The sequence below is a fragment of the uncultured Jannaschia sp. genome (assembly GCF_947503795.1).
Taxonomy (GTDB): domain Bacteria; phylum Pseudomonadota; class Alphaproteobacteria; order Rhodobacterales; family Rhodobacteraceae; genus Jannaschia.
This window is the reverse complement of the sequence record NZ_CANNEZ010000003.1, coordinates 187,907-208,900: the sequence shown is the minus strand read 5'-3', so window position 1 is coordinate 208,900 and position 20,994 is coordinate 187,907. Positions and strand designations below refer to the sequence as shown.

Genomic DNA, 20,994 nt, shown 5'->3' with positions numbered 1-20,994 from the left:
AAAATCCGACAAATGGGTCAGCAAAGCTGACTTTATATCGACAGAGGCCTTGTGTATGGAGGGCGTCTGGTCCTGGAGGTGGTATGGCGAACAAGATGCTCCGTTTCGTGACGGTCGAACGGCAGACGCCCGAAAAGCGAGATGCCTCGGACCGCACCGACGATTTCGGCGAGATCTACCGCGAGTTCGCGACTGCGCGGGCCGAGGAGCAGGCCGCGCGATGCAGCCAGTGCGGCGTGCCCTATTGCCAGACCCATTGCCCGCTCCACAACAACATTCCCGACTGGCTCCGCCTGACCGCCGAGGGGCGGCTCCAGGAGGCCTACGAGATCAGCCAGGCGACCAACACCTTCCCCGAGATCTGTGGGCGTATCTGCCCGCAGGACCGTCTTTGCGAAGGGAACTGCGTCATCGAGCAGTCGGGCCACGGCACTGTCACCATCGGCGCGGTCGAGAAATACATCACCGACACCGCCTTCGAGAATGGCTGGGTGCCTGCCATTGCGCCCCGCGTCGAGCGGAGCGAGAGCGTCGGCATCATCGGTGCCGGGCCCGGCGGGCTGGCGGCGGCGGACATGCTCCGGCGTGCGGGCATTCAGGTCACGGTCTATGATCGCTACGACCGCGCGGGCGGCCTCCTGAGCTACGGCATTCCCGGCTTCAAGCTGGAGAAGGAGATCGTCACCCGGCGCAACGACCAACTCGCCCAAGGCGGCGTGGCGTTCGAGCTGGGCGTCGAGGTCGGGCGGGACATTGGGTTCGAGGAAATCCGGGCCGAGCACCACGCCGTCATCGTCGCCACAGGCGTCTACAAGTCGCGCGAGCTGGACGAAGCGAATTCGAACGCGCCGGGTGTCGTGCGCGCCATCGATTACCTGACGGTGTCGTCGAAGAAGTATTTCGGCGACGATGTCCCCGAATTCGAGAGCGGCGAGATGGATGCGCATGGAAAGCGCGTCGTCGTCATCGGTGGTGGCGATACGGCGATGGATTGCGTCCGCACGGCGATCCGGCAGGGCGCGACCAGCGTGAAGTGTCTCTATCGCAGGGATCGGGCCAACATGCCCGGCTCGCAGCGCGAGGTTCAGAACGCCGAGGAGGAGGGCGTCGAGTTCGTCTGGCTGACCGCGCCCGGCGGCTTCGAAGTTCACCCCGTCGTCGACACCGCCGAGACGGGACAGGTCGCGCCGATCAAGGGTGTCACGGTCCAGAAGATGCGGCTGGGCGAGGCCGATGCCACCGGGCGTCAGCGTCCCGAGATCATCGAGGGCGCCGACTATCTCGAAGAGGCGGACCTCGTCATCAAGGCCCTGGGCTTCGAGCCCGAGGATCTGCCGACGCTCTGGGGCGCCCCGGAGCTGGAGGTGACGCGCTGGGGCACGGTGAAGGCCGATTTCCGCACCCACGAGACGGGGCTCGACGGCGTCTACGCGGTCGGCGACATCGTGCGCGGTGCCTCGCTCGTGGTCTGGGCCATCCGCGACGGGCGCGAGGCTGCCGAGGCGATCCTCGATCGGCTGGCGGTCGGCCAGACCACGGTTGCAGCCGAATGAACGGTGAATGTTCCATTCGGCGTGGTCCGATCGTCGGCCGTCGGCGCTGAGGTCACGCCCATGACCCTGCCCATCGAAGACGTCCTGCGCGACGACGATCTGCACGTCCGGTTCCTAAAGGGGATCTCGGGCCGTCTTGTCGTCGTGTTCACGGGCATCGGCGCGGGGTTCGGCGGCGCGCAGCTCGACGAATTCGCGGCCAGCGCGTCGGGCGGTGGTGCGAACGACGTCCTCTTCGTCACCGATCGCCGCCAGAGCTGGTACGCCGCGCCGGGCCTCTGGGACCGGATCGTTCGATTGGTCAGCGACGTGATGGCAGTCGAGAAGACGACCGAGCTGGTGACGCTGGGCAACTCGATGGGCGGCTTCGGGGCCATGCTGGCGACGCGCGACCTGCCGGTCCGGCGCGCCATCGCATTCTCGCCGCAGGTCTCGATGGACCCTGGCATCCTGCGGGACGTGCGCTGGCCCGACGTCGCCGCCACCTTCGGCCCCCTGCCGATCCGGTCCACCGCCGACCTCGTGGGCGCGGTCGATGCGGAATTCTACGTCGCCGCGGCGAAGGGCTGCGAGGCGGATATGGCGCATCTCGACCTGCTCCCCGAGCACGAACGGCTGCACCGCTTCGTCCTCCCCGGACGGGCGCATAACGTGGCCGGCCGCCTCAAGGCCGCGGGTCATCTGAGCAATGTGATCACAGCCATCGTGTTGGGCCGGACCAAGCGCGTCACGACGTTTTTCAGACGCTATTCAAGGGAACTGACGGCATGAGCGTCGATGTCACCCCCTATCGCCGGGTCGGCCGTCTGGACGGACGCTGCCTGTGCGGCGACGTGCAGATCACCGTGGACGGCCCCCATGTCGCGGCTGTCGGTGCGTGTCATTGCGCGATGTGCCGGCGCTGGTCCGGCGTGGTACAGGGCGGGTTCGCCGCCGATCCCGCAGGCGTCACCGTGACCGGGGCCGTCGCGACCTATGCCTCCTCGAAATTTGCCGAGAGGGCCTTCTGTCCGACCTGCGGCAGCCATCTGTGGTTCCGCGACACCGACGGGGATGCGGAATACGAATTCGCGCCGGGGGTCTTCGCGGCCGCCGCCGATTTCCCGCTGATCTCCGAGATCTATATCGACCGGGCGCCCGCCTATGCGCGGCTCGCCGGCGACCATGCAACCGCGACGCGCGCCGAATACGAGGCCCGTTCGCTTTTCGTCGAAGGAGACGACCCATGACGCATTGGTTCACCGAATGGGAGCGCGACGAGCTGGCGCGGCGGGCAAAGACGGCTGAGACCAGTCTCTATCACGAAGAGTCCGAGCATGCGTCTTGTGGCGTGGGCCTCGTTGTCGACATCAAGGGCAAGAAGTCCCGCAAGGTCGTACAGGCCGGGATCAATGCGCTCAAGGCGATCTGGCACCGCGGCGCGGTCGATGCGGACGGCAAGACCGGCGACGGCGCGGGCATCCATGTCCAGATTCCCTTCAAGTTTTTCGGCGAGCAGGTCGCGCGCACGGGCCACACCGTCCGGGACGAGGCGCTGGCCGTGGGCCAGGTCTTCCTGCCGCGGAACGATTTCGGCGCGCAGGAAACCTGCCGGACGATCGTCGAGACCGAAGTGCTGCGGATGGGGCACTACATCTACGGCTGGCGGCACGTGCCTGTGAACATCGAGGTGCTGGGCGAGAAGGCCAACGCCACCCGGCCCGAGATCGAGCAGATCCTGATCTCGAACGCCAAGGGCGTGGACGAGGAGACATTCGAGCGCGAGCTCTATGTCATCCGGCGGCGGATCGAGAAGGCCGCCATCGCGTCGCAGATCGGCGGGCTCTACATCGCGTCGCTGTCCTGCCGGTCGATCATCTACAAGGGCATGATGCTGGCCGAGCAGGTGGCCGAGTTCTATCCCGACCTCAAGGACGAGCGGTTCGAGAGCGCCTTCGCGATCTATCACCAGCGCTATTCGACCAACACCTTCCCGCAGTGGTGGCTGGCGCAGCCCTTCCGGATGCTCGCCCATAACGGCGAGATCAACACGCTCAAGGGCAACGTCAACTGGATGAAGTCCCACGAGATCCGGATGGCCGGTGGCGCGTTCGGGGACCATGCAGGCGACATCAAGCCGATCGTGCCGCAGGGCGCCAGTGACAGCGCGGCGCTGGATTCGGTGTTCGAGGTGCTGGTGCGCGCAGGCCGCAACGCGCCGATGGCCAAGACGATGCTGGTCCCCGAGAGCTGGTCGCAACAAGCGGTCGAGCTGCCGCAGGCGTGGCGCGACATGTATTCCTACTGCAACTCGGTGATGGAGCCGTGGGACGGTCCTGCCGCGCTGGCCATGACCGACGGCCGCTGGGTCTGCGCGGGGCTGGACCGCAACGGCCTGCGGCCGATGCGCTATACCGTATCGGGCGACGGCCTCCTGATCGCGGGGTCCGAGACGGGCATGGTGCCGGTCGACGAATCCAAGGTGATCGAAAAGGGCGCGCTGGGGCCCGGCCAGATGATCGCGGTCGACATGACGACCGGCAAGCTCTTCCACGATCAGGAGCTGAAGGACGAGCTGGCCGCAACGCTGCCCTTCGGGGAGTGGGTCGAGAAGATCACCGATCTGGAGGAGGTCACCAAGGGCATCGCCGAGACGGCGATCCATGACGGGGCCGAACTGCGCACGCGACAGGTCGCCGCCGGCTACTCGGTCGAGGAGCTGGAGCAGATTCTCGCGCCCATGGCCGAAGACGGCAAGGAGACGCTGGCGTCCATGGGTGACGACACGCCCTCGGCGGTCCTCTCCGAGAAGTACCGCCCACTCAGCCACTTCTTCCGTCAGAGCTTCAGCCAGGTCACGAACCCGCCGATCGACAGCCTGCGCGAATTCCGCGTCATGAGCCTCAAGACGCGGTTCGGCAATCTCAAGAACGTGCTGGATCAGGACAGCAGCCAGACCGAGATCCTCGTCCTCGACAGCCCCTTTGTCGGCAACGCCCAGTTCCAGGCGATGTTCGAGCATTTCGAGGATTCGGTGACGACCATCGATTGCACCTTCCCGGCGGGCGGCGCGCCCAATGCGCTGCGCGACGGGCTGGAGCGCATTCGGGCCGAGGCCGAGGATGCCGTGCGGTCGGGTGCGGGCCATATCGTCCTGACCGACCGCTTCCAAGGTGACGACAAGGTCGCCATGCCGATGATCCTGGCCACCAGCGCGGTGCATTCCTGGCTGACGCGAAAGGGTCTGCGGACGTTCTGCTCGATCAACGTGCGCTCGGCCGAGTGCATCGACCCGCATTATTTCGCGGTGCTGATCGGCTGCGGCGCGACCACTGTGAACGCCTATCTCGCGCAGGACAGCCTGGCCGATCGCATTTCACGCGGTCTTCTGGAGTGCTCGTTGGACGAGGCGGTCGCCCGGTATCGCGCGGCGATCGACGCGGGCCTCCTCAAGATCATGGCGAAGATGGGGATTTCCGTCATCTCCTCCTATCGCGGCGGTCTCAACTTCGAGGCGGTCGGTCTCAGCCGTGCGATGGTGGCCGAGTATTTCCCCGGCATGCTGAGCCGGATTTCCGGGATCGGGACGACCGGCCTCCAGCGGAAGGCCGAGCAGGTCCATGCGCAGGGCTGGCAGGGCACCTCCAACGTCCTGCCCATCGGCGGCTTCTACAAGGCGCGGCGTTCGGGCGAGAAGCACGCCTGGGAAGCGCAGACGATGCACATGCTGCAGGCGGCCTGCGACCGGGGGTCGTTCGAGCTCTGGAAGCAGTTCTCGGCCGCGATGCAGGCGAACCCGCCGATCCATCTGCGCGACCTGCTGGCGATCAAGCCGATGGGCAAGTCGATCCCCATCGAGGAGGTCGAGAGCATCACCTCGATCCGCAAGCGCTTCGTGACGCCGGGCATGTCGCTGGGCGCGCTCTCGCCCGAGGCACACAAGCTTCTCAATGTGGCGATGAACCGGATCGGCGCGAAGTCGGATTCGGGTGAGGGCGGCGAGGATCCGGCGCATTTCGTCCCCGAGCCCAATGGCGACAACCCCTCGGCCAAGATCAAGCAGGTGGCATCCGGACGCTTCGGCGTGACGGCCGAGTACCTCAACCATTGTGAAGAACTCGAGATCAAGGTCGCGCAGGGGGCCAAGCCCGGCGAGGGCGGGCAGCTTCCGGGCATGAAGGTCACCGACCTGATTGCGCGGCTGCGGCATTCGACTAAGGGCGTGACGCTGATTTCGCCGCCGCCGCATCACGACATCTATTCGATCGAGGACCTCGCGCAGCTGATCTACGACCTCAAGCAGATCAACCCGCGGGCCAAGGTGACCGTGAAGCTGGTTGCGTCCTCGGGCGTGGGCACGATCGCCGCGGGCGTGGCCAAGGCCAAGGCCGACGTCATCCTGATCTCTGGGCATAACGGCGGCACCGGGGCCAGCCCCGCGACCAGCATCAAATATGCGGGCCTGCCGTGGGAGATGGGCCTGACCGAGGCGCATCAGGTGCTGGCGATGAACAACCTGCGGAGCCGTGTGACGCTGCGCACCGATGGCGGGCTGCGCACGGGGCGAGACATCGTCATGGCCGCGATGATGGGGGCCGAGGAATACGGCATCGGCACCGCCGCGCTGATCGCGATGGGCTGCATCATGGTGCGCCAGTGCCAGTCGAACACCTGTCCGGTCGGCGTCTGCACCCAGAACCCCGAGCTTCGGGCCAAGTTCACCGGCACCGCCGACAAGGTCGTGAACCTGATCACCTTCTACGCCCAGGAGGTGCGAGAAATCCTGGCCGAGATCGGGGCGCGGTCGCTTGACGACGTGATCGGGCGCGCGGACCTTCTGACGCAGGTCTCGCGTGGCTCCGCGCATCTGGACGATCTCGACCTGAACCCGCTCCTGATCACCGTCGATGGCGCGGACCGGATCGAATACGACCGCGCCAAGCCGCGCAACACGGTGTTGGATACGCTCGACGCGCAGATCGTGCAGGACGCGCAACGCTTCCTCGACGATGGCGAGAAGATGCAGCTGTCCTACGCGGTGCAGAACACGCTCCGCACGGTCGGCACGCGCACCTCCAGCCATATCGTGTCGAAGTTCGGGATGCGGAACGGGCTCCAGCCCGACCACCTCCACGTCAAGCTTCAGGGCTCGGCGGGGCAGTCGCTCGGCGCATTCCTGGCCCCCGGCATGAAGATCGAGGTCTCGGGCGACGCCAACGATTACGTCGGCAAGGGCCTCTCCGGCGGAACGGTCGTGGTGCGTCCGCCGATGGCCTCCCCGCTCAAGGCGGATGCCAATGTCATCATCGGGAACACGGTCCTTTATGGTGCGACGGACGGCTATCTCTTCGCCGCGGGCCGGGCAGGCGAGCGGTTCGCGGTGCGCAACTCCGGCGCGAAGGTCGTGATCGAGGGCTGCGGCTCGAACGGTTGCGAATACATGACCGGCGGTGTGGCCGTCATCCTGGGCGAAATCGGCGCCAATTTCGGCGCCGGCATGACCGGTGGGATGGCGTATCTCTACGACCCTGACGGGGTCGCCCCGAGCCTGATGAACCCCGAAACGCTTGTGACTTGTCCCGTCACCGTCGCGCATTGGGAGGCGGAGCTGCGCGGTCTCGTCGAACGGCACCGCGCCGAGACCGGATCGCGCAAGGCCGGGGCGATCCTGCAGGACTGGGAGACCGAGAAGCGGCACTTCCTGCAGATCTGCCCCAAGGAGATGCTGATCCACCTGCCCGCCCCGCTGACCGAGGAGGCGGGCGCGATCCCCGCGGAATAGAGACGCTCTTCGTCCCTTCAAGTCACCCCGTCCGCGACGCCGCGGGCGGGGTTTTCCTTGACCGGCGCCCGGCGACGCGGTTGGAGGGGGCGTGGCGAAGAAAACCTCCCGATCAAGCCGTGCCCGCAAGGCGAAACCGACGATCCGCACCCGGGTCGGGTCGGGTCTGCGCCGTGTGATCGGCTGGCTGTTGCGCGGTGTCGTGGCCGTTGCGGTGATCGTGTTCGTCTGGGTTTTGGCCTATCGGTGGATCGACCCGCCGACGACGCCCTATATCTGGTCCGAAGGGCAGCGACTGGGCGCCGTGTCGCGCGACTGGCGGGATCTCGATGCGATCGCCCCGTCGCTCGCCCGATCGGTGGTCGCCGCCGAAGATGCGAATTTCTGTGATCACTGGGGGTTCGACGTCAACGCCATCCGGAGCGCCATCGAAGCCGGAGCCAATCGCGGCGCCTCGACCATCAGCCAACAGGTCGTGAAGAACGCGTTTCTCTGGCAGGGACGGTCTTGGGTGCGAAAGGCGGCGGAAGCCGTGATCACACCTGTGATGGAGACGCTCTGGCCCAAGCGGCGTATCGTCGAGGTCTATCTCAACGTGGCCGAGATGGGCGAGGGCGTGTTCGGCGCGCAGGCCGCGGCCCGGCATTGGTTCGGCGTGGATGCCGACGACCTGACGCCGGCGCAGGCCGCGCGGATCGCGGCGATCCTGCCCAATCCCAAGGCCCGGAGTGCTGCGCGACCGTCGGCGGAGATGCAGCGGAAGGCCCGCCGGGTCGCGGATGGGGCGGCGACCATCCGCGCCGATGGCCGCGCCGCCTGTTTCGAGGATTGAGCCGTCCCGGCGGCCCCTGTATCCGGGTGCCATGATCCAGCTCTATCACTTCGCCCTGTCGCCCTTCTGCCGGAAGGTCCGCCTCGTGCTGGCCGAGAAGAAGCTGGAGGTCGAACTCGTCGAGGAGCGCTACTGGGAGGCGTCGTCCGAGTTCCTGCGCCGCAACGCCGCCGGCAAGGTGCCCGTGCTCCGCATCGACGGTGCCACGCTCAGCGACAGCGGCGCGATCTGCGAGTACCTCGAGGAGACCGTTCCCACCCCGAGCCTCTTGCCCGGCGACGCGGCGCAGCGGGCCGAGATCCGGCGGCTGGTCGCGTGGTTCGACGACAAGTTCCACCACGAGGTGACGTCGAAGCTGGTCTACGAGCGGATCAACAAGAAGCTGACCCGCGCGGGCTATCCCGACGGCGCGAACGTCAAGAACGGGGTCAAGGCGATCCGCTTCCATCTCGATTACATGGGCTGGCTGCTGGATCGGAACCGGTGGCTGGCCGGGCCTGACATGAGCCTCGCCGACTTTGCGGCCGCGGCGCATCTGAGCTGTCTCGACTACAGCTCGGATGTCGACTGGAACCGGAACGAAGGTGTGCGTGACTGGTATGCGAAGGTGAAGTCGCGGCCCGCCTTCCGCTCGATCCTGGCCGATGTCGTGCCGGGATTCCGCCCGGCGGCGCATTACGCGGACCTGGACTTCTGAGCCTCCGCACCCGCCTCGGCGCCGAGATCCGGGACGCGGGCTTCGTGTCCTTCGGCGTGACGCGGCCCGATGCCGTGCCCGAGACCAGCGCGCGACTGGCCGCGTTTCTGGACGCCGGATATCACGGACAGATGCATTGGATGACCGAGCGGACCGCTTGGCGCGGTGACGCGTCCGCGCTCTGGCCGAAGGCGCGGTCGGTGGTGATGCTGGCCCATTCCTACGCGCCTGACCACGACCCTCTCGGTGACCTGAATCGTCCCGAACACGGGGCAATCAGCGTCTATGCCCAAGGGCGGGACTACCACGATATCGTCAAAAAGGCCCTGAAGCGCGTCGCGCGCTGGATGGTGGCCGAGACAGACTGCGCCGTGAAGGTCTTCGTCGACACCGCCCCGGTGATGGAGAAGCCGCTGGCCGAGGCCGCGGGGCTGGGCTGGCAGGGCAAGCACACCAACCTGCTGAGCCGCGACTTTGGCAACTGGGTCTTTCTCGGCGCGATCTTCACCACGCTGGAATTGGAGCCCGACGCGCCGGAGGAGGAGCATTGCGGATCCTGCCGGGCCTGTCTGGATATCTGCCCGACAGATGCGTTTCCGGCGCCATTTCAGCTCGATGCACGGCGCTGCATTTCCTACCTGACGATCGAGCATCGCGGCCCGGTGGACGAGGAGTTGAGGGGGAAGATGGGAAACCGGATCTATGGCTGCGACGATTGCCTTGCGGTCTGCCCCTGGAACAAGTTCGCTGTCACGGCGTCGGACCTGCGCTATCACGGACCGCATCGCGCCCCGCCGCTCGACGAATTGGCCAGGCTGGACGACGCCGGGTTTCGCGCGCGATTCTCGGGGTCGCCGATCAAGCGGATCGGGCGGGACCGGATGGTGCGGAATGTCTGCTACGCGATCGGGAACGGTCAGCAACAAAGGCTCAAACCCGTTGTACAGGGTCTGAGCGAGGATCGCGACGCGGTTGTCGCCGATGCGGCCCGCTGGGCGGTGGAGCGGCTCTCGTGAAGACGCTCCTGAGCTTCGGGCACGGGTATTCCGCGCGGGCGTTGACGCCGCATCTTCTGGCCAAAGGCTGGCGGATCATAGGGACGACCCGGACGGCGGATAAGGCGGATGCCTTGCACGCCGAAGGTGTCGAACCGCTGATTTTCGGCGGGCCGCTCGATGATGTGATCACAGAGGTGACCCATGTGCTGACCTCGGTGGCGCCGACATCGGCCCGAGATCCGGTACTGGACGCCTATTCGCCCGTGTTAGAGCCGCATTTGGGGCGCATGGATTGGGTCGGATACCTTTCGACGACTGGCGTGTATGGCGATCATGTTGGGGCTTGGGTGGATGAGACGACACCGCTCTCACCCTCGACCGAACGGGGTCGGATGCGCGTCGCGGCCGAAGCGGCCTGGCGCGCGATCTGCCCGGCGACCCACATGTTCCGCCTGGCGGGTATCTACGGACCGGGACGCGGACCCTTCGCCAAGGTGCGCGCAGGCACGGCACGGCGGATCGTCAAGCCGGGCCAGGTCTTCAGCCGTATCCATCGCGACGACATCGCGCAGGTTCTGGCGGCCAGCATCGCGCGGCCCGATCCCGGCGCGGTCTACAATCTCTGCGATGACGACCCGGCACCGCCCGAGGATGTGATCGCCCATGCGGCGGAGCTTCTGGGCCTGCCGGTCCCCCCGGCCGAGGACTTCGCAACCGCCGAGATGTCGCCGATGGCGCGCAGCTTCTATGCCGAATCGAAGAAGGTGCGAAACGACCGGATCAAGGACGCGCTGGGCGTGCAGCTCCTGTATCCCGATTACCGCACCGGACTGGCGGCATTGCTCGCCGACGCGGAATGATGCCGCACCCCGTTTCGCGCGCCGCGAAGTTGCGGTAGGTTCGCGCCAAGAACAGTGCAATGACACGTCGCAGGCAGACATGACCGTATTTTCGCGCCGCCTGGCGCTGGCGCTCATCGCGTCGGCCCCGCTCACGGCCTGTAGCAAGTTCATCACCTATCGCGGGCCGCAGGTCACGCGGGTCGAGGTGCAGAAGACCAACCGCAAGATGTATCTCTTCCATCACGACCAGCTGCTGGAGGCGTTCGACATCCAGTTGGGCTTCACCGCCGCGGGCCCCAAGCAGTTCGAGGGCGACGGACGCACGCCCGAGGGGCGCTACATGATCGACCGGCGCAATCCCGACAGCGCATTCTACCTCTCGATCGGGATCGATTATCCCAACGAGCAAGACCGGGAGTTCGCGTCAAGCCGGGGGCTGAAGCCCGGCGGCGACATCTTCATCCACGGCTGGGGCGACAAGCGGCGGGGCCGGTCGAACGACTGGACCGCGGGCTGCATCGCCGTGAAGAATCGCGAGATGAAGAAGATCTACGCGATGGTCCAGAACGGCACGCCGATCGACATCTTCCCCTGACGGTCGGGTCAGGTGCCCGTGGTCAGGGTGTACCAGATCTTGCCGTTGTTTTCCTGGTAATAGGCGAAGCCCATCTGGCGCGCGTTGGCGTCGAGGATGACGCGGCGGGGGCCGGCCTCCTGCATCCAGGCGGCGACGGTCTCGAGTTCGGATTCGTAGGTCTCCGAGATGGCTTCGCCCAGAAGGCGCCCCGAATAGCCGACGCGCCGCGCGCGATCGATCGGGCTGGAGCCGTCGGAGCCGAAATGCCACGGCCGGTTCTGGAGCGACATGTCGCGGGAATGGGTCGCGGCGGCGGCCGATAGCTCGGAGTTGAGGGCCAGCGGGGCGGCCCCGGCCCCCTGGCGCAGCGCATTGACCGAATCGAGCACCCGGAACGGGATGCGGCGCCCGTCGGCCGAGGAGATGCGATAGAGCTTCGGCAGCGGCTTCCCGTCCGGTCCCACGCTGGGCGGCGGCGGCGCGCAGGCCGCCAAAGCGGTGCCGGAGAGCAGGATCAGGGCGGTGCGGCGATTCATGGTCGGGTTCCCGTCGGTCTTTCGCGATTTCGACGGGACTATAGCGGAGCGGATGCCAAGGCAAATGCCGCGCGAGGTGGAATGCGCGAGATTTCCCCGATTCGCGCGTGGTTTGATTTGATCGCGACCCGGCCGCGCCCTAGCCTTTGGAACAGGATCGCCAATTCCGCGCGCCTGCGCGCGACAAGATGAAGGAGAGACTGATGCGTAAGCTGAACCGCCGCGCCCTGCTGCTGACCGCGAGTGCCGCCACCGCCGGACTGGCCGCCCCGGCCCTGTCGCAGACCCTGCCGGATACGGTGCAGACCCGCAGCGCGCTCTCGGGCACGACGCGGCACAATATGGCGAGCTTTCGCTCCCATGATTGGCGGCCATTCTTCTCGAATCTGCGCAACGGGGCGATTCTCGTCGATATCGAAAGCCGCGCCCTGCATATGTGGCAGGAGAATGGCGGATATCACCTTTATCCGTCGTCGGTTCCGTCCAGCGAGCAGCTGACGCGCCGGGGCCGGACCCGCGTCGTCCAGAAGGTGGTGGGGCCGACGTGGCGCCCGACCCCGAACATGCGCCGCCGCAACCCCGAATGGCCCGCCGTCGTTGGGCCGGGTCCGAACAATCCGCTGGGCACGCATGCGCTCTATCTGGGCTGGACCTACTACCGGATTCACGGGACGCACGACACGCGCAAGATCGGGCGGCGTTCGTCCTCCGGTTGCATCGGCCTCTACAATGAACACATCGCCGAGGTTTTCGCGATGACACGGGTCGGAACACAGGTGTTGCTTATTTGACGTAGCTTGCCGGGAGGACACAGGAATTCACTTTACTTCCCGTTGCATTGGCCCCGCGTAACTGTTTAACGAGCTTGCACGAGGTACAGTCTTGGGTGCCATATGGTGTGGCAACTGTCGCCTCACCGATGGCGTATCTTGGAGGATACTATGAAGAAACTCGCTCTCGCCGCCGTTCTGACCGGCGCCGCCACCACCGCCTTCGCAGGCAACATCGCGCCCGCTCCGGTCGAGCCCGTTGTCATCGTCGAGGACACCTCGTCCTCGTCCGCTGGCATCGTCGTTCCGATCCTGGCGCTGATCCTGCTGGCCGCCGCCGCCGCTTCGGACTGATCCGAACGACGACGGAGCCTTTCGTAGGTTTCAAGAAAAGGGCGTCCCTCCGGGGGCGCTCTTTTTTCTTGGGCGACAGGCGCGCGTTCGACCATGCTGGGCTATGATCCGCCTGCTCGAACCCGATCGCGCCCTCGCCCTTCTCCGACACTGTCCGATCCACGCGGCGACGCCTTTGGTGCGCCACGGTGATCTCCGGCTGAAGCTCGAATCCGAACGGATGGGCCTCGGGGCGTTCAAGGCGTTGGGCGGGGTTTATGCCGTCGCTCGCCTGCTGGGCGGCACCCCCGAGGCGCTGGCCGACGGAAGCGCCGGCCGGGGTCGCGTGTTCGTCTGTGCCAGCGCAGGAAACCACGGTCTGGCGGTCGCGGCCGGGGCCCGGCTGTTCGGGGCGCACGCGCGTGTCCACCTGAGCGCGCAGGTGCCCGACCGATTCGCCCGGAGGTTGCAGGGGCGCGGCGCCGAGGTCGTGCGGTCCGGCGAGACCTATGAAGAGAGCGTCGCGGCGGCCATCGACGATGCCGAGGCGACGGGCGCAACCCATCTCGCCGACGGGTCGTGGCGCGGCTACACCGAGCCGCCGCGCCTCGTGATGGAGGGGTACACCGTGATCGCCCGCGAGATCGCGACCGAAACGCGGGTCTGGCCCGACCGCGTCTATCTTCAGGCCGGGGTCGGGGGGATGGCGGCGGCATTGGCCGAGACGATCCGCGCCGACTGGCCGGTCCAGCCCGAGATCGTCGTGGTGGAGCCCGACCGGGCGGCCTGCCTTGCGGCCAGCGCGGCCGTGGGCAGACCCGTCACCGTCAAGGGCGATGTCAGCATCATGGGGCGACTGGACTGCAAGGCGCCCTCGATGCTGGCCGTCGAGATCCTCGCCCGCTGCGACGTGCGCTACGCCACGCTGACCGAGGCCGACTCCCGTGCCGCGGTCGAGCTTGCGGCGGGGCTGGGCCACGCGACAACGCCGTCGGGGGCGGCGGGGCTGGCCGTCGCGCATCGCGAAGGATCATCGGGCGCGCTCTGCCTTCTAACGGAAGGGTCGGAATAAAAAGGACCCCCATGCCACAAGGGCACGGGGGTCAAGGTGCGCCCGCCGGACATTGGACAGCGGGCGCAGGCGGTAACTCGTCGGGAGGTCAGTTCAGCGCGTCGCCCATCTCGTCCCGGATCTGCTGGCGCAGCGTGTCGATGCAGACGCGCTTGCCCTCGCGCTTGAAGTGCCAATAGGTCCAGCCGTTGCAGGACGGCGCGTTCTCGTAGGCGGCGCCGACCTGGTGGATCGACCCCTTGATGCCCTCGCCTGAAAGCGTGCCGTCGGCCCGCACCTTGGCGCGGTGCCGTCCATTGCCCGAGAGAAGTTCTTCACCCGGCCGCAGCATTCCGCGCTCGACCAGCGTGCCGAAGGGCACACGCGGCGCGCTTCGCTTCGAGGTCGTGGTTTCGATGGCCGCCTTCTCGTAGGGGCGGGCGTCGGCGATCCGCGCCTCGGCGATGTCGCGATACTCGGCCTCGCGCTCGATCCCGATCCAGCGGCGCCCGAGCATCTTGGCCACGGCGCCCGTGGTCCCCGAGCCGAAGAACGGGTCGAGCACGACGTCGCCGGGATTGGTCGTCGCCACCAGCACGCGGTGCAAGAGCGCCTCGGGCTTCTGGGTCGGATGGGCCTTCTCGCCGCGCGCGTTCTTGAGGCGCTCGTGGCCGGTACAGATCGGGAAGGTCCAGTCCGAGCGCATCTGGATGCCCTCGTTCAGCGCCTTCATCGCCTCGTAGTTGAAGGTGTATTTCGACCCCTCGGCCTTCGACGCCCAGATCAGGGTCTCATGCGCGTTGGTCAGCCGCTTGCCGCGGAAATTGGGCATCGGGTTCGACTTGCGCCAGACCACGTCGTTCAGAAGCCAGTAGCCCGCATCCTGGATCGCAGCGCCGACGCGGAAGACGTTGTGATAGCTGCCGATCACCCAGATCGCACCGTCGGGCTTGAGCACGCGACGCGCGGCCCGCAGCCAGTCGCGGGTGAACGCGTCATAGGCGGCGAAGCTGTCGAACTGATCCCAGGCATCGTCCACGGCATCGACGGTCGAGTTGTCGGGCCGGTGCAGGTCGCCCTTGAGCTGCAGATTGTACGGGGGGTCCGCGAAGATCAGGTCCACGCTGTCCGCCGGCAGGGCGTCCATCGCCGCCACGCAATCGCCGGACAAGATGGTATCGAGCGGAAGCGCGGACGCCTCCGGGGTGGGTCTTGCCATGTCTGTCGCCTCGTGTGGCGCCCTCGTTGATCGGGGTCGCCTTGTTGGTGTGAGGCTACGATGGCGGGCCGGGGATCATTGGTCCACAAGTGGAATGCGGCAAGATCGGGGCAGGGTTACTGACACAACATCTTGCGTATTGGTGCGAAGCTACGCCGATGATGTTGCGTCACACCGTATTGTGCGAGGCCGTCCTGGTGTTGCCGCGTGCCGTATCCGGCGTTCCGCTCCCAGCCATAGCCCGGATGCTGTTGCGCCAGCGCCGCCATGCCCCGATCCCGCCTTATTTTCGCCAGAACCGAGGCCGCCGCGATGGACGGTGAGAGCCCGTCGCCGCCTATGATGAGCGTATGGGGACAATCGACCCAGCCGGGCCGGTCGTTTCCATCGATCAGCAGGTGGTCGGGCGGCGTGCCGAGGGCCGCGACGGCGCGCGCCATGGCGAGGTGGGTGGCCGCGCGGATATTGAGCGTGTCGATCTCGGCGACGCTCGCCTCGCCGTAGCCGATCTCGCAGCAGGCCTCGAGGAGGGCCGCGAGGGCCTCGCGGCGCCGGGCGGTCAATCTCTTCGAATCGTCCAACCCCTCGGGGGGCGGCCCGATCAGGCGCGCGGCGCAGGCCACGACCGGCCCGGCCCAGGGCCCGCGACCGACCTCGTCGAGCCCGACGATGACGCGCGCCCCGCGGTCACGGGCGGCCTGCTCGTAAATGGATTGCGGGGGCAGGATCGACACGCGGCCAACCCTGCCCCCTCTCCCGGCGTGACGTCAACGCATGCGCGTCAACGCCTTGCGGTGCGGGGAGACCAGCCGTCCCGCGCAAGGCAGCGCGGGCCGTAGATGTTGCGCGGACCCCGGTCGGTCCGCAGCTGTCGAATGCATTGCGGCGGCAGCGCGCCGGGACGTGCGACGGCGTTCTGCATGCAGCGCGCGCCGTAGCCCGAGACGAGGCCGCGATCGGTGCGCAGCGTCACGTAGCACTGCTCGGGCAGGACGCGGACATTGCGGCGGTCTTGCCGGGGCCGATCGCGATGGGGGTGGGCGCGGGTATGATCCGTGCCGGTACGGTGGCTGTGGGCCCCGAGCCCGGAATGCCGATGGCTGTAATATTCCGGTTGGTGGACGGGCGCACGGGCGACGGGCGCGGCGCGGCGTTCGCGGTTTCGCTCGACGGCCTCCTTGAGGATGTAGAGCGCGGCGAGACCGCCCAGCACCTTGGCCACGTCCTCGGCATCGGCGCGGGCGGGGGCGGTGGTGGCAGGCAGGGCGATGGCGGCGGACAGGATCGCGGCGGTCAGAATGCGGATCATGGGCAGGGCTCCTTCGCGGTCGGGGTTCGAGGTCGGACACCCCGTCCGTCGCCCAGGTCGGCCGGGTCCCTCAATAACGGAGCGGTGTCATGGGATAGCCGCGCCCTGAATCGCCTCGGATATTGATTGCGGCGCCGCGATCCCCCATCAGGGAGGCATGAACCCCGCACTTCCCCTGATCCTGACCTTCGCCCTTGCCTCTCCGGGCTGGGCGGCGTGCTATGCCGATTACAAGGCAAAGCAGGACGACCCCTTGCGCCTGCACTACGGTGTGGTCGAACTGCCGGATGACCGATGCGATATCGGCTCCGCCTCCGAAGTCATCGCCGCCCGGCTGGGCGACGGCTGGCAATTGCTCGAGGTGACGTCCGTGTTCGGCCCAGACGGGCTCGAGGAAAGGGAAGAGAGTGCCGGCGAATACTTCCTCCGTTACTGAGACGCGCGCGGCCTCGGCCAAGGTCGTGGGCTTCGGCATCGCCGCGATCGTCGTCATCCTGGCGGCGGCGGCGATCTTCCTGTTCGCCACGCTGCCCGACGGCAACGCGTTCAACATGCGCGTCGAGCGCCTGTTCGTCGAAGCCGACCTGACCACCCGCGCCGAGATCGGCCTTCTGGAGGTTCTGGCCCAGTCGGGCACCGCCTTCGGCGAAGTCCTGGCCAGCTACCGGACCGTCATATTCGTGCTGCTGGTCTTCGCGACCGCGCTGCTGATCGCCTGCGTCGTGCTGCTTCTGGCCATCGTGACGCTGAACCGCCGGATGGGCGAGATCGAGCGCTCGGGCATCCAGGTGACGTCGCTGGTGCTGGCGCGGGCCGAGAACGCGGTGATGCTCAACGATATCGAGCTGAAGCTGACCGATGCGGCGATGGAGACATTGTCGGTTCTGGCCGAGGCGCGGCTGGACGGCGACATGCTGACCGGCGCGCAGATCGAGGCGATGATCTCGGGCAAGCCCGAAAGCGATTGCGAGGAGGCGGCGGGGGCCACGCGCATCAAACGGCTGCGCGACGCGCTGGGCAACCAGATCGTGACCCATCTGCTGATCCGCAACATCACGCGGCAGGGTTATGTGCTGGCACTCGATCCGAAGGTGATCCGCATGATGTGAGGGCTATCTGCCCTGTCATGCCGAACTATCCCGAAACCCCGGACGGCCGCTATTTCGTGGCCAAGGCGCGCCTCTGGCGCAAGACCGACCCGTCTCTGCCCGAGGACGCGCGGCAGACGGCCGTGCGAGACCTGATGGCGGCGCGCCGCGCGGTCCGCGATGCCGATGGGCCCGATGCGATGCGGGCCGCGCGAGCGCGGGTGCAGGATGCCAAGGTCCGATTGGGCGAACGGGGTCCGGTCTGGTGGGCGGATGGTGCGCCGGACGTCACGAGGCGGGCGCCCTGGAACACCGAGTATGCGGAATGGTGGGCCGGTCTCGACGCCGAGGCGCAGGCGCGGGGGTCGAGCTAGAACCGAAGGCGCAGCGTCGCGATCTCGAACGGTCCGAGGGGCACTTCGATGACGGCGCCCGATGGCAACGGCGTACCCGTGGGCATTTCGTGCAGGTCGGTCGGCTGGATGGATCGTGCGGGGCGGTCGAGCGTGATCCGCGCCTCCGTCTCGTGCCCCAGCCGTTCGAAGAGGCGCAGCGTCCAGCCATCGCCATCGAATGCAGGCTTCAGGGTTTCCACGATCACGCCCGGCGTGTCGCAGCGGATCGCGATGCCCGGCGCGGTCGCGCCGCCGGCCGGGATGATCCGCAGCGGCGTGTTCAAATCATAGGCCGCGTGGTCGAGCAGGTCCTGCCGATCCGCGGGAAACGGCATCAGCGCGTAAGTGAAGCGATGCGCCCCCTGGTCGGCCTGCGGGTCGGGCGAGGTCGCCGACTTGATCAGCGTCAGCCGCATGGTCGAGCCCTGGGTGTCGTGCCCGTACTTGCAGTCGTTCAGGAGCGCGACGGCTTGGGACCCGTCGGTGAGCTGCGCCCATTTCTGGGCCGGCACCTCGAATCGGGCGGCGTCGAAGGCCGACACGCGGGAGGTCGCCCGGGCGATCGTGCCCCACTGGATATCGTAGAGCGCAGTGTCCGCCTCGAGCGCGACGGGGAAGGCCGCCTTCAGGAGGATGTGGCGCTCGTGCCAGTCGACCTCGGTGTCGAAATCGATCCGCGCCGATCCGGCGGTGAGGCGGATCGTCTGGACGATCGCGCTGTCGCGCCAGTTATGGGTCACGCGGAGGGCCACGCGCACCGGCCCGGTCTCGACGATCTCGCAAATGGCGGGGGCGGCGATGGCCTCGCAGCGGTCTTCGTAATGTGGATCGATATCCCACGCGTCCCAGCAGATCGGGCGGTCCTCGAAGGCCAGAAGGCGGTTCGCGGGCATGTCGGTCAGGATCTCGCGGCCTGTGACGCGGTCGGTCACCGCGAGAAGCTGGCCGTTGGCGGCGACGGTGAGCTCGACCTGGCTATTGGCGAGGATATGGGTCGTGCCGTCTTGCGTGATCGTGGCGGGTGCGTCTGGCGTGGCGGCCTCGGGCAGGGCCGTGACGGAATAGGCGGGCAGGTCGGGCAGCAGGCGGAGCGTGCCGTCCGGCGTGACTTGGCCCGCTGCTTCGGCGGGCAGGAGGGCGACGCGCGGCCCGGTGGTCGGGCAGGTGTTCAGAACATGCGGCACGGCGCCCGCCAGTCGCGCAGCGGCGGCCGTGGCGGCAGCCTCCGTCATCTCGGCCAGCCGGGCGTAGTCGCGACCGGCATCCTCGAAGACGGCGCCGATGGAGGTGCCGGTCAGGATGTCGTGGAACTGGTTGAGGCAGAGGAGGCGCCACGCGTCGGTCAGATCGGGCGCGAGACCGGCCATCGCCGACAGCGCCTCGGCCTCGTGCAGGGCGCGCTCGGCGAAGCGGTTGGCCCGCTTGATCCAGCCCTGCGACGTGAAGGTGCCGCGATGGCCCTCCATGTAGTGCTCGCCATGCCAGATCGGTAGGTCGGGCGTCGTCTCCAGAGCGGCGAGCGCGTCGCGCACCGTCGACATGCGCAGGCGTGGCATCCCCGGCATTCCGCCCATGATGCGGGCCTTTTCCAGGAGCGTCTCGGTCGGGCCGCCACCGCCGTCGCCATAGCCGTAGCAGATCGGCAAGCCGGTCGTGGCCGGGCCCTGGGCGTGGGTGACGGTGCCCAGCACCTCGGCTGCGCTCAGATCGGATTTGTAGTTCGTCGGGAAGGGCAGGTACTGGACCGGGCGCGGCGTCGTCAGGATGTGGGCCAGCACCCGGCTGCCGTCGATCCCCTCCCAGTGATGGGTCGAGAACGGGACGCGGTTGATCTGGTTCCAGTTGAGCTTGTTTGTGACGAACCAGTCGAGACCCGCCTGTCGCATCAGCTGCGGCACCTGGCCGGGGAAGCCGAACGTGTCGGGCAGCCAGAGCACGGGCGTTTCCACGTCGCCGAACATCTCGGCGAACCACGCGCGGCCGAGGGTGAGCTGGCGCACCAGCGCTTCGGGGCCGGGGATGTTCAGGTCGGGTTCGACCCACATGCCGCCCATCACCTCCCAGCGGCCCTCGGCGACGCGGGCGCGGATCGCGTCGAACATTTCGGGATAGTCCTGCCGCGTCATCTCGTAGAGGGCGGGCTGGGAATGCGAGAACCGATAGTCGGGATCGGCCTCCATCAGGCGCAGGACGTTGGAGTAGGTCCGCGCGTTCTTCAGGCGGATCTGATCGACCGTCCAGAGATAGGCGATGTCCATATGCGCGTGGCCGATGCCGTGCAGGACCTCGTCGCGGGGCGGACCGGCGGCGGCGATACCGGCTTCCAGGCATCGCATGGCATCCGGGACAGACGCGTAGAACCGCTCGCCCATCGGGTCGCGCGTGTCGAGCACGAGAAACGCGGCGTCGAGCGCATCGAGCAGGCCCCGCGCGGTGGCGTCGTCGCGGGGGAGGGTGGTCGCCACGTCGAGCGCCGTTTCGGCCAGCCTGTGGAATGCGAGCGTGGCGGGGCACCGCTGCACGAGCGCGGGCGTGCCCATCATCAGCTTGGCGCGGGCGTCCGGATCCGGCGGCCACCCGGCCAGCCCCGTCCAGCCGTGAAGCGAGACGACATGGGACGCGCCATCGGCCAGCCCGTCGTCGAGCGGGACGGTGTGGTGATAGCGGTCTGCGGACCCGATGGGCGTCCTGTCGATATGCAGCAGCGCCTCGGGATGGTTGAAGATGTCGCCCGAGAGCCCAAGCGGCAGGTGCAGCGCGAGGTGTTCCGGCTTCCAGTCCGCCGGGACGGTGAAGGACGTCTTCAGCACGAAGTCGAGATCGGCCCCGCCCCAATAGGTGCCCGGCGGGATTTCGGGCCAGCCGGTCGGGTCGGCGCAGATCGGCGCGTCGATCATCGGGCCGGTCAGCGGCATCAGCCGCAGCGACGGCAGCGCGAGATGCCGGCGATGGATCATCGGTTCGATCAGCTTGAGCCGGGTCGCGATCTTCTCGCGGGTGAAGCGCCAGGTGTGGTGACGTTCGGGCATGGGG

General features: G+C 67.4%; 20 protein-coding genes. 15 read left to right on the top strand and 5 right to left on the bottom strand.

The features are described from left to right. Positions 1–83 precede the first annotated feature (83 nt). The 9 genes from Q0833_RS16435 to Q0833_RS16395 all read left to right on the top strand — a co-directional run bounded on the left by Q0833_RS16435 (position 84) and on the right by Q0833_RS16395 (position 11,278). Entirely contained in the window at positions 84–1,553 is a 1,470-nt protein-coding gene (locus Q0833_RS16435; protein WP_298437530.1) for an NAD(P)-dependent oxidoreductase, read from the top strand. 60 nt (positions 1,554–1,613) lie between these two features. Continuing rightward, complete coding sequence (locus tag Q0833_RS16430) at positions 1,614–2,324, top strand: hypothetical protein (protein WP_298437528.1); 711 nt, start codon at positions 1,614–1,616, stop codon at positions 2,322–2,324. After that, positions 2,321–2,782, top strand: coding sequence for a GFA family protein (locus Q0833_RS16425; RefSeq protein ID WP_298437525.1), 462 nt, complete (start codon positions 2,321–2,323; stop codon positions 2,780–2,782). Before Q0833_RS16430 ends, Q0833_RS16425 begins: the two co-directional genes overlap by 4 nt. Next, positions 2,779–7,314, top strand: a complete 4,536-nt coding sequence (gltB, locus tag Q0833_RS16420; RefSeq protein WP_298437522.1) for a glutamate synthase large subunit — start codon at positions 2,779–2,781, stop codon at positions 7,312–7,314. Before Q0833_RS16425 ends, gltB begins: the two co-directional genes overlap by 4 nt. Before the next feature lie 91 nt (positions 7,315–7,405). Beyond that, entirely contained in the window at positions 7,406–8,146 is a 741-nt protein-coding gene (mtgA, locus tag Q0833_RS16415) for a monofunctional biosynthetic peptidoglycan transglycosylase (protein WP_298437519.1), read from the top strand. Positions 8,147–8,177: 31 nt separating this feature from the next. Then, positions 8,178–8,843: a glutathione S-transferase family protein gene (locus Q0833_RS16410; protein ID WP_298437516.1), complete on the top strand. Its 666-nt coding sequence runs from the start codon at positions 8,178–8,180 to the stop codon at positions 8,841–8,843. Between the two features lie 44 nt (positions 8,844–8,887). Beyond that, on the top strand, positions 8,888–9,859 hold the full coding sequence (queG, locus tag Q0833_RS16405; RefSeq protein WP_298437513.1) for a tRNA epoxyqueuosine(34) reductase QueG: 972 nt from the start codon (positions 8,888–8,890) through the stop codon (positions 9,857–9,859). After that, entirely contained in the window at positions 9,856–10,701 is an 846-nt protein-coding gene (locus Q0833_RS16400; protein ID WP_298437510.1) for an SDR family oxidoreductase, read from the top strand. The genes queG and Q0833_RS16400 overlap by 4 nt, the downstream gene beginning before the upstream one ends. A gap of 79 nt (positions 10,702–10,780) precedes the next feature. After that, positions 10,781–11,278: a L,D-transpeptidase family protein gene (locus tag Q0833_RS16395; RefSeq protein ID WP_298437507.1), complete on the top strand. Its 498-nt coding sequence runs from the start codon at positions 10,781–10,783 to the stop codon at positions 11,276–11,278. A gap of 8 nt (positions 11,279–11,286) precedes the next feature. Here the strand turns inward: Q0833_RS16395 and Q0833_RS16390 are convergent, their stop codons facing one another. Further along, on the bottom strand, positions 11,287–11,796 hold the full coding sequence (locus Q0833_RS16390) for a CAP domain-containing protein (RefSeq protein WP_298437505.1): 510 nt from the start codon (positions 11,794–11,796) through the stop codon (positions 11,287–11,289). Positions 11,797–11,999: 203 nt separating this feature from the next. Between Q0833_RS16390 and Q0833_RS16385 the strand changes: the two genes are divergently transcribed. The 3 genes from Q0833_RS16385 (at position 12,000) to Q0833_RS16375 (ending at position 13,971) form a co-directional block, all read left to right on the top strand. Continuing rightward, positions 12,000–12,587 carry a L,D-transpeptidase gene (locus tag Q0833_RS16385; RefSeq protein ID WP_298437503.1) on the top strand — a complete coding sequence of 196 codons (588 nt, stop codon included), beginning with the start codon at positions 12,000–12,002 and terminating at the stop codon, positions 12,585–12,587. Positions 12,588–12,737: 150 nt separating this feature from the next. After that, positions 12,738–12,920, top strand: coding sequence for a hypothetical protein (locus Q0833_RS16380; RefSeq protein WP_298437500.1), 183 nt, complete (start codon positions 12,738–12,740; stop codon positions 12,918–12,920). Positions 12,921–13,023: 103 nt separating this feature from the next. Next, positions 13,024–13,971: a pyridoxal-phosphate dependent enzyme gene (locus tag Q0833_RS16375; protein WP_298437497.1), complete on the top strand. Its 948-nt coding sequence runs from the start codon at positions 13,024–13,026 to the stop codon at positions 13,969–13,971. Positions 13,972–14,059: 88 nt separating this feature from the next. Here Q0833_RS16375 and Q0833_RS16370 read toward each other — a convergent pair whose 3' ends face one another. The 3 genes from Q0833_RS16370 to Q0833_RS16360 all read right to left on the bottom strand — a co-directional run bounded on the left by Q0833_RS16370 (position 14,060) and on the right by Q0833_RS16360 (position 16,478). After that, positions 14,060–15,169 (bottom strand): site-specific DNA-methyltransferase, encoded by a 1,110-nt coding sequence (locus Q0833_RS16370; protein ID WP_298437495.1) that lies wholly within the window; start codon positions 15,167–15,169, stop codon positions 14,060–14,062. A 116-nt stretch (positions 15,170–15,285) separates the two neighbouring features. Next, positions 15,286–15,897, bottom strand: coding sequence for a ribonuclease HII (locus tag Q0833_RS16365; RefSeq protein ID WP_298438348.1), 612 nt, complete (start codon positions 15,895–15,897; stop codon positions 15,286–15,288). A gap of 53 nt (positions 15,898–15,950) precedes the next feature. Continuing rightward, positions 15,951–16,478, bottom strand: coding sequence for a hypothetical protein (locus tag Q0833_RS16360; RefSeq protein ID WP_298437492.1), 528 nt, complete (start codon positions 16,476–16,478; stop codon positions 15,951–15,953). A gap of 157 nt (positions 16,479–16,635) precedes the next feature. On the opposite strand from Q0833_RS16360, the gene Q0833_RS16355 reads away from it, so the two are divergent. Genes Q0833_RS16355 through Q0833_RS16345 form a run of 3 tightly spaced genes read left to right on the top strand, consistent with a single transcriptional unit; the run spans position 16,636 to position 17,940 of the window. After that, positions 16,636–16,914, top strand: coding sequence for a hypothetical protein (locus Q0833_RS16355; RefSeq protein ID WP_298437489.1), 279 nt, complete (start codon positions 16,636–16,638; stop codon positions 16,912–16,914). Continuing rightward, entirely contained in the window at positions 16,886–17,587 is a 702-nt protein-coding gene (locus Q0833_RS16350) for a hypothetical protein (protein WP_298437486.1), read from the top strand. Before Q0833_RS16355 ends, Q0833_RS16350 begins: the two co-directional genes overlap by 29 nt. A gap of 17 nt (positions 17,588–17,604) precedes the next feature. After that, positions 17,605–17,940: a hypothetical protein gene (locus Q0833_RS16345; RefSeq protein ID WP_298437483.1), complete on the top strand. Its 336-nt coding sequence runs from the start codon at positions 17,605–17,607 to the stop codon at positions 17,938–17,940. Here the strand turns inward: Q0833_RS16345 and Q0833_RS16340 are convergent. Continuing rightward, the gene (locus tag Q0833_RS16340) at positions 17,937–20,990 is read right to left on the bottom strand and encodes a glycoside hydrolase family 38 C-terminal domain-containing protein (RefSeq protein ID WP_298437480.1); all 3,054 of its coding nucleotides are present in this window, start codon (positions 20,988–20,990) and stop codon (positions 17,937–17,939) included. The two genes, Q0833_RS16345 and Q0833_RS16340, sit on opposite strands and share 4 nt — an antisense overlap. Positions 20,991–20,994 lie beyond the last annotated feature (4 nt).

Bases quoted from the DNA above. Each gene is read 5' to 3' on its own strand.
- Q0833_RS16435 (WP_298437530.1), top strand. From the start codon at position 84: ATGGCGAACAAGATGCTCCGTTTCGTGACGGTCGAACGGCAGACGCCC.
- Q0833_RS16430 (WP_298437528.1), top strand. From the start codon at position 1,614: ATGACCCTGCCCATCGAAGACGTCCTGCGCGACGACGATCTGCACGTC.
- Q0833_RS16425 (WP_298437525.1), top strand. From the start codon at position 2,321: ATGAGCGTCGATGTCACCCCCTATCGCCGGGTCGGCCGTCTGGACGGA.
- gltB (WP_298437522.1), top strand. From the start codon at position 2,779: ATGACGCATTGGTTCACCGAATGGGAGCGCGACGAGCTGGCGCGGCGG.
- Q0833_RS16410 (WP_298437516.1), top strand. From the start codon at position 8,178: ATGATCCAGCTCTATCACTTCGCCCTGTCGCCCTTCTGCCGGAAGGTC.
- Q0833_RS16395 (WP_298437507.1), top strand. From the start codon at position 10,781: ATGACCGTATTTTCGCGCCGCCTGGCGCTGGCGCTCATCGCGTCGGCC.
- Q0833_RS16390 (WP_298437505.1), bottom strand. From the start codon at position 11,796: ATGAATCGCCGCACCGCCCTGATCCTGCTCTCCGGCACCGCTTTGGCG.
- Q0833_RS16385 (WP_298437503.1), top strand. From the start codon at position 12,000: ATGCGTAAGCTGAACCGCCGCGCCCTGCTGCTGACCGCGAGTGCCGCC.
- Q0833_RS16380 (WP_298437500.1), top strand. From the start codon at position 12,738: ATGAAGAAACTCGCTCTCGCCGCCGTTCTGACCGGCGCCGCCACCACC.
- Q0833_RS16375 (WP_298437497.1), top strand. From the start codon at position 13,024: ATGATCCGCCTGCTCGAACCCGATCGCGCCCTCGCCCTTCTCCGACAC.
- Q0833_RS16370 (WP_298437495.1), bottom strand. From the start codon at position 15,169: ATGGCAAGACCCACCCCGGAGGCGTCCGCGCTTCCGCTCGATACCATC.
- Q0833_RS16360 (WP_298437492.1), bottom strand. From the start codon at position 16,478: ATGATCCGCATTCTGACCGCCGCGATCCTGTCCGCCGCCATCGCCCTG.
- Q0833_RS16355 (WP_298437489.1), top strand. From the start codon at position 16,636: ATGAACCCCGCACTTCCCCTGATCCTGACCTTCGCCCTTGCCTCTCCG.
- Q0833_RS16345 (WP_298437483.1), top strand. From the start codon at position 17,605: ATGCCGAACTATCCCGAAACCCCGGACGGCCGCTATTTCGTGGCCAAG.
- Q0833_RS16340 (WP_298437480.1), bottom strand. From the start codon at position 20,990: ATGCCCGAACGTCACCACACCTGGCGCTTCACCCGCGAGAAGATCGCG.